At 68.3% G+C, this 14487-nt stretch carries 14 protein-coding genes; 9 read left to right on the forward strand and 5 right to left on the reverse strand.

All coding sequences use genetic code 11. The features are described 5' to 3' along the window. Positions 1–361 (reverse strand): nucleoside deaminase (locus tag MELE44368_RS09045; protein WP_164890065.1); only part of this gene is annotated, 361 nt, incomplete at its 3' end. Between the two features lie 40 nt (positions 362–401). On the opposite strand from MELE44368_RS09045, the gene MELE44368_RS09050 reads away from it, so the two are divergent. The 3 genes from MELE44368_RS09050 (at position 402) to MELE44368_RS09060 (ending at position 2713) form a co-directional block, all read left to right on the forward strand. Continuing rightward, the gene (locus tag MELE44368_RS09050; protein WP_128108195.1) at positions 402–785 is read left to right on the forward strand and encodes a phage holin family protein; all 384 of its coding nucleotides are present in this window, start codon (positions 402–404) and stop codon (positions 783–785) included. Between the two features lie 4 nt (positions 786–789). After that, complete coding sequence (locus MELE44368_RS09055) at positions 790–1653, forward strand: Fpg/Nei family DNA glycosylase (RefSeq protein ID WP_128108196.1); 864 nt, start codon at positions 790–792, stop codon at positions 1651–1653. A gap of 127 nt (positions 1654–1780) precedes the next feature. Continuing rightward, the gene (locus MELE44368_RS09060; protein WP_128108197.1) at positions 1781–2713 is read left to right on the forward strand and encodes an alpha/beta hydrolase; all 933 of its coding nucleotides are present in this window, start codon (positions 1781–1783) and stop codon (positions 2711–2713) included. Here MELE44368_RS09060 and MELE44368_RS09065 read toward each other — a convergent pair. Then, the gene (locus tag MELE44368_RS09065; protein ID WP_128108198.1) at positions 2710–3249 is read right to left on the reverse strand and encodes a TetR/AcrR family transcriptional regulator; all 540 of its coding nucleotides are present in this window, start codon (positions 3247–3249) and stop codon (positions 2710–2712) included. The two genes, MELE44368_RS09060 and MELE44368_RS09065, sit on opposite strands and share 4 nt — an antisense overlap. A gap of 68 nt (positions 3250–3317) precedes the next feature. Further along, the gene (locus MELE44368_RS09070) at positions 3318–3884 is read right to left on the reverse strand and encodes a chorismate mutase (protein WP_128108199.1); all 567 of its coding nucleotides are present in this window, start codon (positions 3882–3884) and stop codon (positions 3318–3320) included. 42 nt (positions 3885–3926) lie between these two features. On the opposite strand from MELE44368_RS09070, the gene MELE44368_RS09075 reads away from it, so the two are divergent. From MELE44368_RS09075 to MELE44368_RS09085, 3 genes are read left to right on the forward strand one after another with little or no spacing between them, the layout of a single operon-like run. Beyond that, positions 3927–4676: an SDR family oxidoreductase gene (locus MELE44368_RS09075; protein ID WP_128108200.1), complete on the forward strand. Its 750-nt coding sequence runs from the start codon at positions 3927–3929 to the stop codon at positions 4674–4676. Positions 4677–4721: 45 nt separating this feature from the next. Continuing rightward, complete coding sequence (locus MELE44368_RS09080) at positions 4722–5720, forward strand: SDR family NAD(P)-dependent oxidoreductase (RefSeq protein ID WP_128108201.1); 999 nt, start codon at positions 4722–4724, stop codon at positions 5718–5720. Between the two features lie 44 nt (positions 5721–5764). Beyond that, positions 5765–6142, forward strand: a complete 378-nt coding sequence (locus MELE44368_RS09085; protein ID WP_046749920.1) for a hypothetical protein — start codon at positions 5765–5767, stop codon at positions 6140–6142. Positions 6143–6294: 152 nt separating this feature from the next. Here the strand turns inward: MELE44368_RS09085 and pgi are convergent, their stop codons facing one another. Continuing rightward, positions 6295–7953: a glucose-6-phosphate isomerase gene (gene pgi / locus MELE44368_RS09090; protein ID WP_128108202.1), complete on the reverse strand. Its 1659-nt coding sequence runs from the start codon at positions 7951–7953 to the stop codon at positions 6295–6297. A gap of 49 nt (positions 7954–8002) precedes the next feature. On the opposite strand from pgi, the gene MELE44368_RS09095 reads away from it, so the two are divergent. After that, a complete protein-coding gene (locus MELE44368_RS09095) occupies positions 8003–9451 on the forward strand; it encodes an NAD-dependent succinate-semialdehyde dehydrogenase (RefSeq protein WP_128108203.1) in 1449 nt (482 codons plus the stop codon). A 100-nt stretch (positions 9452–9551) separates the two neighbouring features. Continuing rightward, a complete protein-coding gene (locus tag MELE44368_RS09100; RefSeq protein ID WP_128108269.1) occupies positions 9552–11492 on the forward strand; it encodes an acyltransferase family protein in 1941 nt (646 codons plus the stop codon). A 61-nt stretch (positions 11493–11553) separates the two neighbouring features. On the opposite strand, the gene MELE44368_RS09105 is transcribed toward MELE44368_RS09100, so the two are convergent. Beyond that, the gene (locus MELE44368_RS09105; RefSeq protein ID WP_128108204.1) at positions 11554–11859 is read right to left on the reverse strand and encodes a chorismate mutase; all 306 of its coding nucleotides are present in this window, start codon (positions 11857–11859) and stop codon (positions 11554–11556) included. A gap of 213 nt (positions 11860–12072) precedes the next feature. Here MELE44368_RS09105 and pcrA point away from each other — a divergent pair, with 213 nt between their 5' ends. After that, on the forward strand, positions 12073–14427 hold the full coding sequence (pcrA, locus tag MELE44368_RS09110) for a DNA helicase PcrA (protein WP_241566535.1): 2355 nt from the start codon (positions 12073–12075) through the stop codon (positions 14425–14427). The last annotated feature ends 60 nt before the right edge of the window (positions 14428–14487 follow it).

A 14487-nucleotide genomic window follows, 5' to 3' on the forward strand; every position in this document is an offset into this window, starting at 1 on the left:
TTCGCTTATCTACACACCACCAAACACAAGTTTCCGTGAAAAATCCGGGCTCATAGGCGTCGCGGGTCGTGAGGAACACGACCTCGTCAGGGGAGCAGTAGTACAACGAGCCGAGGCACATCGGGCACGGGTGGGCCAGCACGTAGATCGTCGTACCGGTGAGGTGCTCGGTACCCAACTTCGTACACGCCTGGCGGATCGCGAGGATCTCCGCGTGGGCGGTCGGATCATGCGTCTGGGCAACCTGATTGGCGCTTTCGGCGATGACCTCACCGTCCTTGACGATGACGGTGGCGAACGGGCGGCCACCCTCCTCGACGTTGCGCCGGGCGAGGTCGACGGTGCGTTGCGCGAATTCCATGTTCGGCCCTTCCCTGCGTTGCCTGGTTTAGGCTGATGCGATGTCGTTCCTGTTGCGCGCGGCGTTGACCGGGCTGGCCTTATGGGTCGTCACGCTCATCGTCCCCGGTATCCGTTTCGTCGGCGGTGATTCGACGCTACAGACAGTCGGGGTCATCTTCGTCGTCGCGGTGATCTTCGGTCTGGTCAACGCGGTCATCAAGCCGATCGTGCAGATCATCTCGATCCCGCTCTACATCCTCACCCTCGGCCTGTTCCACATCGTCATCAACGCGCTGATGCTGTGGATCACGTCGTGGATCACCGAGAACACCACCCACTGGGGCCTCTACATCGACGACTTCTGGTGGACGGCGATCTGGGCGGCGATCGTGCTTTCGGTCGTCAGTTGGCTGTTGTCGCTGGTGGTGCGGACGGCAGACTAGAGACATGCCTGAACTGCCCGAGGTCGAAGCGCTCGCCGACCACCTGCGCCGGCACGCTGTCGGCCTGACTGTCGGACGCATCGACGTGTCGGCGTTGTCGGTGCTCAAGACCTTCGACCCGCCGCCGTCGGCGCTGCACGGCCAAACCGTCACCGGCGCCGGCCGGTGGGGCAAGTACCTCGGTCTGCAGGTGGGTGACCACCACCTGATCACCCACCTGTCACGGGCGGGTTGGCTGCGCTGGTCGGACAAGCTGGCCGCGGCGCCGCTGAAACCCGGCAAGGGACCGATCGCGCTCCGTGTGCATCTCGGAACCCCCGGCGAGGCACCGGGTTTCGACCTCACCGAGGCCGGCACGCAGAAGCGGCTTGCGGTGTGGCTCGTCGACGATCCGGCCTCGGTGCCCGGCATCGCCGCGCTGGGTCCCGATGCGTTGTCCCTGGGTCCCGACGAACTGGCGGATGTCCTGGGAAACCACAGCGGCCGGCTCAAGACCGTCATCACCGACCAGAAGGTGATCGCGGGCATCGGCAATGCCTACAGCGACGAGATCCTGCATGCCGCCCGGCTGTCGCCGTTCGCGACCGCAGGCAAGCTGACCGAGGCGCAGTTGGCCGCCCTGCACGACGCGATGATCAGCATCCTGACCGACGCCGTCGAACGCTCGGTCGGTCAGCAGGCGGCGACCCTGAAGGGGGAGAAGCGGTCCGGGCTGCGGGTGCACGCGCGCACCGGGTTGCCGTGCCCGGTATGCGGGGACACCGTGCGCGAGGTGTCCTTCGCCGACAAGTCGTTCCAGTACTGCCCGACGTGTCAGACCGGCGGAAAGGTGCTTGCCGACCGGCGGTTGTCGCGGCTGCTCAAGTAAATGTGAGCACGCGATGGCCGGGTCGCCGTCCGGCGAAATCGCGCCTGGTCAAGCCGCTGTGCAGGGTCGAGGCCGCCTGGGCGAATGCGAGTTGCCCCGGCGGGCGGGATGCCCGACGCTCGAAGGCATGGAGTACCGCAGATACGCGTCGTTCCTGCCCGCCCGCCACCGCCCGGATCCGCCGATCGACCCGACCTCGACCTGGTGGTCCTGGCGCGGTCGCAGGATCCACGTCGCGCGGGCGAGCGCGCCGGACGCGGCGATCCGCCTGATGGTCATCCACGGGGGCGGCGGCTACTCGGGTGCTTTGTGGCCGATCGCGGCCGCCGTCGCGCGCGAAGGCGTCGAAGTGCTGGCACCGGACATGCCGCTCTACGGCGATACCGTCGAGCCCGACCCGGGGTCGGTCCGCTACCAGGACTGGCTCGATCTGTTGTCCGACCTCGTGGCCGCGGAACGCGCGCATGACCGGCGTCCGCTCGTGCTGCTCGGCGCCAGCATGGGCGGGCTGATGGCTTACGAAACCGCCGCGCGTACAGGTGAAATCGCCCACGTCGTCGCCACCTGCCTGCTCGATACGTCCGATCGCGCGGCGCGGCGGGCGGCCGCGCGCATCCCGGCGATCGGGCCGGTCGCGCCTTCGTTGATGAAGGCGGTCGACCTGCTGTGCGGCCGCGTGCGGGTGCCGATCCGCTGGCTTGTGGACATGAACAACATGAGCCTCGATCCCGAGTTGACCCGGCTGTGCGCCACCGACCCGAAGGGCGGCGGGGTGCGGGTGCCGCTCGGATTCCTCTGCAGCTGGCTGAACTTCGAGCACGCCCAGCCTGAAACGTTCCGCGCGGCGCCGGTCACCCTGGTGCATCCGGCAGCGGACCGCTGGACCCCGCCGGAGGTCAGTATCCGTTTCCTTGATCGCATCGCCGGACTGACAAACCTTGTGCTGCTGGAGAATTGCGGACACTACCCGATCGAGGAGCCCGGTCTGAGCCAACTGGTCGACGCGCTGCGCACGGTGCGCGACGAGGTGCTGTCGGGTTCGCCGGATACGGCCCCCTAGGACGGCGGCGCCACCCGGCTGACCAGGGCGACCAGCTGTTCGACGTCCATATCGCGGGCGGTCATGACCCGGTGCAGGTGCGCGTCGACCGCGTGGACCACGGTTTGGGCGGTCAACTCGGCGTCGCCGCCGTCGCGGCCGCACCGCACCAGGTGGTAGGCGACCTCTCCGCAGATGTCGTCCTCGAACGAGCGCAGCACGTCGAGATCGGCGGGCAGGCGCGGGCCGAGCCGATGCATCAGCCGGTGCAGGCCCGGACGGTCGCGGTGCAGGTCGACGACGGCCTCCAAGAGCATGCGCATGGAATCCTCGAACGGCGGTTCCTCGTCGCGCAGCCGCTTGAAGACCTCGTCCATGCGGGCCTGCGCCTCGTCGACGTGACGCTGGGCCAACGCGCGCAGCAGCGCCTGCTTGTTCGGAAAATATTGGTAGAGACTGCCGATCGACACGCCGGCGCGCTCGGCGATGCGGTTGGTCGTCGCCCTGAGGCCTTCGCGGTTGAACACCTGCGCCGCGGACTCGAGCAGCACCTCCACGGTGTCTCGAGACCGTTCTTGGCGGGGTCGTTTCCGGGGTTCGTCGATGCGCTCGAGTTTACGTCGGATCAGCTGCGCGGGCAGTAGGACCGGGTGGCCGCCGACAGCGCATGCCGGTACAGCGGATCGAGGTCGCGGGCGGCGGCGACGTCTTCCGTCGCATCCGCCAGCACGGACGTGCAGTCCGGCCCATGCAGCCAATCCCATTGCTGCGCAATCTTGTCGACCATGGCTCGGTTGAACCCGTCGATCTGCGCGCGCGACTGAGAAAGATCGGGTGCGGCGGTGGGCGCCGTGGCCGGTTCGAGCTTCCACTGGCCGAAGCGGGTGTACTGGATGCCCTCGGTGGCATCGATCTGGTCGGCGAAGACCGTTCGCACGCAGCCCTGGTCGACTCCGTGCGCGGCCGCGTCGGCGGCCACGGCGTCGAGGACCGCCTCGGCGCGCGACGGGTCGGTGATCGGCCCGCCGTGCAGCCATTTCGCCGCCGCGACCGGTTCGGCGGTGGCCAGCCGCTGCGCCGCGGTGTCGACCAGCCGGTACAGCGGGCCGACGGGCTCGGCATGGGCAGCGGCCTGGGACCCCCACGCACCGACCGCCACCAGCAGAGACGCCGCCCACCGCAGGAAAACCATGTGTCCATCCTGACGCCGATCACGCTGGCTTAGTCTGTCGGGGTGACTCGGCAGAAGATCCTGATCACCGGCGCCAGCTCCGGGCTGGGCGCCGGGATGGCTCGCGCGTTCGCCGCGAAGGGCCGCGACCTGGCGCTGTGCGCCCGCCGCACCGACCGCCTCGACGAGCTGAAGGCCGAGCTGCTCGACCGGCATCGGCACATCAAGGTCGCCGTCGCCGCCCTCGACGTCAACGACCACGATCAGGTGCCGACGGTGTTCAAACAGCTCGCAGGCGACCTGGGCGGCATCGACCGTGTCATCGTCAACGCGGGCATCGGCAAGGGCGCGCCGCTGGGATCGGGCAAGCTGTGGGCGAACAAGGCCACCATCGAGACGAACCTCGTTGCGGCACTTGTGCAGATCGAGACGGCGCTGGAGATGTTCAAGGAGTCGGGCGGTGGGCACCTGGTGCTGGTGTCATCGGTGCTCGGCAACAAGGGGGTGCCCGGCGTGAAAGCCGCATACGCCGCCAGCAAGGCCGGGGTCTCATCGCTCGGCGAATCGCTGCGCGCGGAGTACTCCAAGGGGCCGATCAAGGTGACCGTCCTCGAACCCGGCTACATCGAGTCGGAGATGACAGCGAAGTCCAAGTCGACGATGTTGATGGTGGACAACGAAACCGGGGTGCGCGCGATGGTCGCTGCCATCGAACGCGAGACCGGACGGGCGGCGGTGCCGTGGTGGCCGTGGGCTCCGCTGGTGCAGCTGCTGAAGGTGCTGCCGCCGCGGATGACCAGACCGTTCGCCTAGGTCGTCGCGTGTAGCGGCTCGCGCTGACGGGTAATACGCACCGCCATGAGGGTGTTGGTGACGGGTGGGACCGGATTCGTCGGCGCGTGGACGGCCAAGGCCGTCGTCGAGGCGGGCCACCAGGTGAGATTTCTGGTCCGCAACCCGGCACGGCTGGCGACAAGCGCCGCGCAGATCGGCATGGACACCGGGGACACCGGGGACTACGCCGTCGGCGACATCGCCGACGCCTCCTCGACGGCCGCGGCCATGGACGGCTGCGATGCGGTAATCCATTCCGCGGCAATGGTCTCCATCGACCCCCGGCAAGCCGACGCGATGTTGCGGACCAACCTCGCCGGCGCCAGGAACGTGCTCGGGGTGGCCGCCGACCGTGGCCTTGACCCGATCGTGTACGTCTCGAGTTTCACGGCGTTGTTCCGCCCCGGCTGTCACAGACTGCATGCCGATCTTCCGGTCGCGGGCGGGTCGGACGGCTACGGGAAGTCCAAGGCGGAGGTCGAGAAGTACGCGCGCGGACTGCAGGAGGCGGGTGCGCCCGTCAGCATCACGTATCCCGGCATGGTGCTCGGGCCTCCGGCGGGCGATCAGTTCGGCGAAGCGGCCCAGGGCGTTCAGGCGGCGATCCAGATGCGCGGGGTGCCCGGCCGCGGTGCGGCATGGACGGTGGTCGACGTGCGAGACCTCGCCGCCCTGCACGCCGCGCTGCTCGAACCCGGCAAGGGCCCGCGGCGATACATGGCAGGCGGTAGGCGCGTCGAGATCGCCGACCTGGCGTCGATGATCGGACGCGCGGCGGGCGTGTCACTTCGGGTGTACCCGATCCCGGACGTTCTACTCCGGAACATCGGCCGAGTGGTCGACGTGGTCGGACCGTATCTGCCGTTCGACGCGCCGATGACGGCAGCGGCCATGCAGTACTACACCCAGATGCCGTCATGCGACGACTCACCGAGCGAGAACGAGCTCGGCATCACCTATCGGGACCCGCAGGAAACGCTGGCGGACACCGTTTCCGGACTGCGGCGCCTCGGCCGAGTATGAACATCGGATGTTTCATCGCCGCGCCACGGTGGTAGCCACAGAACATGAACGTGAAGCTGACGAAATTGACGCCCCTGTTGTTCGCAGGCGCGGCGGCCGCAGCGATCGCCGCCGCACCGATCGCCGGTGCGCAGCCGCCGCCTCCGCCTTGCGTGAACGCCGACGGCACGCCCTGTGCCGGCATCGGCAACATCGACGCCGGCCCCGGTGGCGGTGCCGATGTGCACGTGCCCGGCGGCCCCCAGGGCACCGCTGACCTGGGCGGCGCCGAGGGTGTAATCCCCGGTGGCCCTGAGGGTTCGGCCGGTCCGGGTGGGGCCAGCGGTTCGCTGGCTCCCGGTGGCCCCGGTGGTGTCGCCGGTCCCGGCGGCGCGAGCGGATGCCTCCCGAACATCGGGTGCATCAACATCCCCGCCCCGTAACCGGTTAGCTGACTGACGCCGCGCGGCGCACGCTCCGCTGGGAGTGTGCGCTGCGTTGCGTTTGCGCGAGTGTGCGGTTCGATACGCCGCGCCCGGCGTGTCGCGTATGAAACCGCACAGTCGGGGAGGGGGATCCGCCCCGATCCCGACCGCTAAGCCGGGCGACCGCGCTCCACGCGGTAGCGCCGCACCAGCGCGTCCGTCGAGGAATCCGACTGTTCCCCGGGCGAGGCGTCGGCGGTGATCACCGGCAGCAGCGCCTTGGCCTGGGTCTTGCCGAGTTCGACACCCCACTGGTCGAACGAGTCGATGCCCCAGATCACGCCCTCGGTGAACACCTGGTGCTCGTAGAGCGCGATCAACTGGCCGACAACCGACGGGGTCAACTTCGTGGCCAGGATCGACGTGGTGGGCCGGTTGCCCGGCATCACCTTGTGCGGCACCACTTCCGGCGGGGTGCCCTCGGTGGCGATCTCTTCGGCGGTCTTACCGAACGCCAGCACCTGGGTCTGGGCGAAGAAGTTGCTCATCAACAGGTCGTGCATGCTGCCCGAGCCGTCGGCGGTCGCGAGATCGTCTGTGGGCTGCGAGAACCCGATGAAGTCGGCGGGCACCAGCCGCGTGCCCTGGTGCAGCAGTTGGTAGAACGCGTGCTGGCCGTTGGTTCCCGGTTCGCCCCAGAAGATCTCACCGGTGTCGGTGGTCACCGGGGTGCCGTCGGCGCGCACCGACTTGCCGTTGGACTCCATCGTCAACTGCTGCAGGTACGCCGCGAACCGCGACAGGTCGTTGGAGTAGGGCAGCACCGCCCGCGACTGCGCCCCGAAGAAGTTGTTGTACCACAAGCCGATCAGACCCAGCAGCACCGGCGCGTTGGCCTCCAGCGGTGCGGTGCGGAAATGCTCGTCGACGATGTGGAACCCGGCCAGGAACTCGGCGAAGCGCTCCTTACCGATGACAGCCATCACGCTCAATCCGATTGCGCTGTCGACGGAGTAGCGGCCACCGACCCAGTCCCAGAAGCCGAACATGTTCTCGGTGTTGATGCCGAAGTCGTCGACCAGCTTCTTGTTGGTCGACACTGCGACGAAATGCCTTGCCACCGCGGCATCCCCGAGCGCATAGGTCAGCCAGCGGCGCGCGGCCGTCGCGTTGGTCAGCGTCTCCAGCGTCGAGAACGTCTTGGATGCTACGATGAAAAGCGTTGTGGCAGGGTCGAGCCCGTCGAGCTTGGCGACCAGGTCCGCGGGATCCACATTGGACACGAACCGGGCCGTGATGCCGGCGTCGGCGTAATGGCGCAGCGCCAACGTGACCATCACCGGGCCGAGATCCGAGCCGCCGATGCCGATGTTCACCACGGTCTTGATGCGTTCGCCGGTGGCGCCGGTCCACTCTCCGCTGCGCAGCCGATCGGTGAAGTCGCCCATCCGGTCCAGCACCGCATGCACATCCTCGACGACGTTCTGGCCGTCGACGACCAGCTCGGCATCGCGCGGCAACCGCAGGGCCGTGTGCAGCACGGCACGGTTCTCCGAGGTGTTGATGTGCACCCCGGCGAACATCGCGTCGCGGCGCTGCTCCAGCCGCGCGGCGCGGGCCAGGTCCACAAGCAGCTGCAACGTTTCCCGCGTCACCCGGTGCTTGCTGTAGTCGATATAGAGATCGCCGACCGTCAGCGTCAACTCGGTTCCGCGTGCCGGGTCGTCGGCGAACAGCTGCCGCAGATGCCTGTCGCCGATGTCGTCGTGATGCCGTTGCAATGCCTGCCATGCACTGGTTGCCGTGATATCGGGTATGTCGGCACTCATGACGATGACCCTAGTGCGGGACAACGCCTGAAGGTGTAAGAGAGGAACTATGGATACCGCGAAGCTGCTGTCGTCAGTGCCCACCGGACTGTGGATCGGCGGTGAACAACGCGACGGATCTTCGACGTTCGACGTGCTCGACCCGTCCGACGACAAGGTGCTGGCGACCGTCGCCAACGCCACCGCCGACGACGCGATCGCCGCGCTGGACGCCGCGTGCGAGGTGCAGGCTCAGTGGGCCGCCACCGCGCCGCGCGAACGCGGCGAGATTCTGCGCGCGGTGTTCGAGACGATCACCGCACGCGCCGAGGACATCGCCACGCTGATGACGCTGGAGATGGGCAAGGTGCTGCCGGAGAGCATGGGCGAGGTCAAGTACGGCGCGGAGTTCTTCCGCTGGTTCGCCGAAGAGGCGGTGCGCATCGCGGGCCGCTACACCCCGAGCCCGGCGGGCACCGGCCGGGTGCTGGTCACCAAGCAGCCCGTCGGGCCGTGTTACGCGATCACCCCGTGGAACTTCCCGCTGGCGATGGGCACCCGCAAGATGGGCCCTGCGTTCGCCGCCGGCTGCACGATGATCGTCAAGCCCGCGCAGGAGACGCCGCTGACCATGCTGCTGCTGGCCAAGTTGATGGACGACGCCGGGCTGCCCAAGGGTGTGCTGTCGGTGCTGCCGACCAACAGCCCTGGGCCGGTCACCGAGGCGCTGATCGACGACGGCCGGCTGCGCAAGCTGACGTTCACCGGCTCCACCGGCGTGGGCAAGGCCCTGGTCAAACAGTCGGCCGACAAGCTGCTGCGCACCTCGATGGAACTCGGCGGCAACGCACCGTTCGTGGTGTTCGACGACGCCGACGTCGACGCCGCGGTCGACGGCGCGATCCTGGCCAAGATGCGCAACGGCGGCGAGGCCTGCACCGCGGCCAACCGCTTCCACGTCGCCAACGCCGTGCGTGAGGAGTTCACCGAGAAGCTGGTCAAGCGGATGAGCGAGTTCACCCTCGGCAAGGGCATCGACGAGTCGGCCACGCTGGGCCCGCTGATCAACGCCAAGCAGGTCGCCAAGGTCACCGAACTCGTCGACGACGCCGTCTCGCGCGGCGCCGCCATCGCCGTCGGCGGGGAAGCCCCAGGCGGACCCGGCAACTTCTACCCGGCCACCGTGCTGACCGACGTGCCCGCCGACGCCCGCATCCTCAAAGAGGAGGTGTTCGGCCCTGTCGCACCGATCATCGGTTTCGACACCGAGGACGAAGGGGTGGCCGCCGCCAACGACACCGAGTACGGGTTGGCCGCCTACGTCTACACCCAGTCGCTGGACCGCGCGCTGCGCGTCGCCGACGCCATCCAATCCGGGATGGTCGGCATCAACCGCGGCGTGATCTCCGACCCGGCCGCACCGTTCGGCGGGGTCAAGGAGTCCGGCTTCGGCCGCGAGGGCGGATTCGAGGGCATGGACGAATATCTCGACATCAAGTACATCGCGCTGACGAAGTAGCGAGACACGCCGCCGCGCCTGCGAGCCCCCGTCTGCGCGCGCAGGCAAGATTTCCCAAGTGAATGCGCGCCGATACGTCGCGCCCGCTGATCGTCGCCCGCTGTCACATCGCTTCGCGCGTGCGCATCGGCGCCGCGACATCCCCGCTCTCGACGGCCTTCGCGCCGTGGCGGTGGCCCTCGTACTCGCCGACCACGGCGGCATCCCCGGCGTGACCGGCGGCTTCTTGGGCGTCGACGTCTTCTTCGTGCTGAGCGGCTTCCTGATCACCTCGCTGTTGCTCGACGAGCACGCCCGCACCGGGCGAATCGGCCTGACCGACTTCTGGATCCGCCGCGCCCGCAGGCTGCTGCCCGCCCTGCTCGTGGTGGTGCTGGCGGTGGTCGCGGTGCGGCACCTGTTTCCGGCCGAGGCGATCGCGTCGCTGCGCGACGACGCCGTCGCCTCGTTCTTCTGGGTGGCCAACTGGGCCTTCGTCGCGCAACGCACCGACTACTTCGCGCAGGGCGCGCCGCCGTCACCGCTGCAGCACATGTGGTCGCTCGGGGTGGAAGAGCAGTACTACGTGCTGTGGCCGATGCTGATGATCGGGCTGGCCTTCCTGTTCCGCGCGCGGCTGCGGACGGCGGTGCTGGTGCTGGCGACCGTCGGCGCGGCGGCGTCGGCGACCGCGGCGATCGTCTACACCACCGACGCGACGCTGAACCGGATCTACTTCGGCACCGACACCCGCGCGCAGGCACTGCTCATCGGTGCCGCCGCGGCGGCGCTGGTGGTGCGCGACTGGTCGACGGTGACGATGGGCGGTCCGGTGATCCGAACGCGGTGGCGGCGATGGCTCGCCAGGGCGCTGTCGCTGATCGGGCTGGTGGTGTTGGGCCTTGCCGTGCACCACGCGACGGGCAGCACCGCCGATTTCCGCGGCGGGCTGCTGATCATCGTGGCGATCGCGTCGGTGTTCGTCGTCGCCGCGGTGGCACTGGACCAGGACGGCCCGGTGGCCCGCGTGCTGGCGTGGCGTCCGCTGGTGTGGCTCGGCGCCATCTCCTACGGCGTCTACCTCTGGCACTGGCCGATCTTCCTGGTGCTCAACGGAGAACGCACCGGCTGGACGGGTTGGTCGCTGTTCGCGCTGCGATGCGCGGTGACGATCGCGCTGGCCGCGGCGTCGTGGTGGTTGCTCGAACAGCCGGTGCGCCGGTGGCGCCCGGTGATCGTTCCGATGCTGCCGCTGGCCGCCGCCACCGCCGCCACCGCCGCGGTGGTGACGATGACCGTGCTGCCCGTGGGGGTGGAACCCGCCGAGCAGGTTCCCAGCGAGGTCGACTCGGCCGCGTTCGTCGGCGCCGAGGTTCCCGTCGAAGTGCAGCGGCCCGCCCAACTGGCGCCGGGCACCAGGACCGTCGCGGTGTTCGGCGACTCGGTGGCGTGGACGATCATGCGCTATCTGCCGCCGACACCGGGGTTCGCGTTCAGCAACTACACCACGATCGGCTGCGGCATCGCCCGCGGCGGACCGTATCGGCACGTCGGCGAGACCCTGAACCAGAAGCCGGAATGCGACGCGTGGCCGAGCCGGTGGGCGCAGCGCATCAACCACGACCGGCCCGACGTCGCGTTGCTGATCATCGGCCGCTGGGAGGTGGTCGACCGGATGCACGAGGGCCGATGGGCGCACATCGGCGATCCGGTCTACGACGCTTACCTGCGCACCGAGCTCAACCGTGCGCTGGACATCCTCGGCTCGACCGGCGCGCGCGTCGTCGTGACGACCGAGCCGTACAACCGGCGCGGCGAGCGGGCCGACGGCACCCTCTATCCCGAAGACCGGCCCGAGCGCGTCGACAACTGGAACGACCTGCTGCGCCGCGTCGCGACGAAACGGCCGAACGTCACGGTGCTCGACCTCAACCGCAAGCTGGGGCCCAACGGCGGCTACACCAACCGCATCGACGGCATCCGGATGCGCAGCGACGGCCTGCACCCGACGCCGGACGCGGTGGAGTGGCTGACGCCCTGGCTGACCGACGCCCTCAAGTAGTAGGGGATTTCGGCGCGCTAACCAGCGCTGAGCGCGTGTTTGCGCACCGAAATCGTCGGGGTCAGTGGCCGAGGCGGCCGCGGCCCAGCCGCAGCAGCAGCATCGCCAGGTCTTTGCCCTCGGGACCCAGCTCGCTGTAGCGCTCGATGACCTTCATCTCGCGGCTGTGCACCAGGCGGGTGCCGCCCGAGGCCATCCGGGCCTTGCCGATGAGCTTGGACACCTCGGTGCGGCGCTTGACGGCCTCCAGGATCGCGGCGTCCAGCCGGTCGATCTCCTGGCGCAATTGGTCGATGCCGGCAGCCTGCTCAGTTTCAGTAGTCATGGCATTCTCTTCGTTCTCGTCGTGTGGCAAATCTGGTCTCATCCGGTTTCGGGCCTCACACACGAGACGAGCCCCGGATCCGGAAGCGGACCACGGGGCTCACAGAAGCTGCTAAACCACGGGCACCGCTGACCGGTACCCGTAGAAAAATCGGCGTCGCGCCGCTTGCTGGCTTTTGAGCACCAGATGAGTGTGCCACCAATCGCCGCGCCAGCGCAAAGGATGTCCCTCGTCACCGGTAAGTTTGGATGCGACATGAGTGTGCACGTGACCGGTTCGGACGCCATGACCGGCTTGGGCTCCGCCGACGGCGACCTTCTGGCCGGCCTCAACCCGCAGCAACGGCAGGCGGTGCTGCACGAGGGCTCGCCGCTGCTCATCGTCGCCGGCGCCGGATCGGGTAAGACGGCGGTGCTCACCCGCCGGATCGCCTACCTGCTGGCCGAGCGCGACGTCGGCGTCGGGCAGGTGCTGGCCATCACGTTCACCAACAAGGCCGCCGCCGAGATGCGCGAGCGCGTGGTCGCGCTGGTCGGGCCCCGCGCGCGTTCTATGTGGGTGTCGACGTTCCACTCGACCTGTGTGCGGATCCTGCGCAACCAGGCGTCGCTGCTGCCCGGGCTGAACTCCAACTTCTCGATCTACGACGCCGACGACTCGCGGCGGCTGCTGCAGATGATCGGCAAGGACCTGGGCCTGGACACCAAACGGTATTCGCCGCGGCTGCTGGCCAACGGCATCTCCAACCTCAAGAACGAGCTGATCGGCCCGCAGGAGGCCGCGTCCGACGCCGCCGACGTCGGCGAGGAACTGCCCCGCATCATCGCCGAGGTCTACGGGGAGTACCAGCGCCGGTTGCGTGCGGCCAACGCGTTGGACTTCGACGATTTGATCGGCGAGACCGTCGCTGTGCTGCAAGCCTTTCCGCAGATCGCCCAGTACTACCGGCGGCGGTTCCGGCACATCCTCGTCGACGAGTACCAGGACACCAACCACGCCCAGTACGTGCTGGTGCGTGAGCTCGTGGGAAGGGAGAGCCCGGGAGACGATCCAGCAGGGGTGGCGCCCGCCGAGCTGTGCGTGGTCGGTGACGCCGACCAGTCGATCTACGCGTTTCGCGGCGCCACGATCCGCAACATCGAGGATTTCGAGCGCGACTTCCCCAACGCCACAACGATTCTGCTCGAGCAGAATTACCGCTCGACGCAGAACATCCTCAACGCCGCCAACTCGGTGATCTCACGCAACACCGGGCGGCGGGAGAAGAAGCTGTGGACCGACGCCGGCGAGGGTGAGCTCATCGTCGGCTACGTCGCCGACAACGAACACGACGAGGCCCGGTTCGTCGCAGGCGAGATCGACACGCTGGTGGACGGTGCTCATGGGACTGGTGATCTCACCTACAACGACATCGCCGTGTTCTACCGCACCAACAACTCGTCGCGCGCGCTGGAGGAAGTGTTCATCCGTTCCGGCATCCCCTACAAAGTCGTTGGGGGCGTTCGCTTTTACGAACGCAAGGAGATCCGCGACATCGTTGCCTATCTTAGGGTGCTGGACAATCCGGGCGACTCGGTGAGCATGCGCCGCATCCTGAACACCCCGCGGCGCGGTATCGGCGACCGTGCCGAGGCATGCGTGGCGGTGTACGCCGAGAACTCCGGGCTGAGCTTCAACGACGCGCTTCAGGCGGCCGCCGAGGGCAGGGTGCCACTGCTGAACACTCGCTCGGAGAAGGCGATCGCCGGGTTCGTCGCGATGCTCGACGAGCTGCGCGGGCAACTCGACGGTGAACTCGGCGACCTGGTGGATGCGGTGCTCGACAAGACCGGCTACCGCACCACGCTGGAATCCTCGAGCGACCCGCAGGATCTCGCGCGGTTGGACAACCTCAACGAATTGGTCAGCGTTGCACACGAATTCAGCACCGACCTGGCCAACGCCCAAGCCCTCGGCGAGATCGATCCCGAGGACGAGGACATCCCCGACACCAGTGTGCTGGCCCAGTTCCTCGAACGGGTGTCGCTGGTGGCCGACGCCGACGAGCTACCCGAGCACGGCGCCGGTGTGGTGACGATGATGACGCTGCACACGGCGAAAGGTCTGGAGTTCCCCGCGGTGTTCGTGACCGGCTGGGAGGACGGCATGTTCCCGCACATGCGGGCGTTGGGCGATCCGACCGAGCTGTCCGAGGAACGACGGTTGGCCTACGTCGGGATCACCCGGGCCCGCCAGCGGCTCTACGTCAGCCGGGCCAAGGTGCGTTCGTCGTGGGGGCAGCCGATGCTGAACCCGGAATCGCGGTTCCTCAAGGAGATTCCGCAGCATCTGATCGACTGGCGACGCACCGACCCGACGCCGTCGTTCTCCGCTCCGGTCAGCGGCGCGGGCCGGTTCGGCACGCCGCGTCCGTCGCCGACGCGGTCGTCGGCCGGGAAGCGCCCGCTGGTGGTGCTGGAACCGGGCGACCGGGTCAGCCACGACAAGTACGGGCTGGGCCGGGTGGAAGAGGTCTCCGGCGTCGGCGAGTCGGCGATGTCGCTGATCGACTTCGGCAGCGCGGGCCGGGTCAAGCTGATGCACAACCACGCGCCGATCACCAAGCTGTGACGCCGGCCCGCGTCGAAACCGACGCTTTGGTCGTTTTCGCTCGAACACTTCCGCCATTGC

Source organism: Mycolicibacterium elephantis DSM 44368 (assembly GCF_004014805.1).
GTDB lineage: Bacteria > Actinomycetota > Actinomycetes > Mycobacteriales > Mycobacteriaceae > Mycobacterium > Mycobacterium elephantis.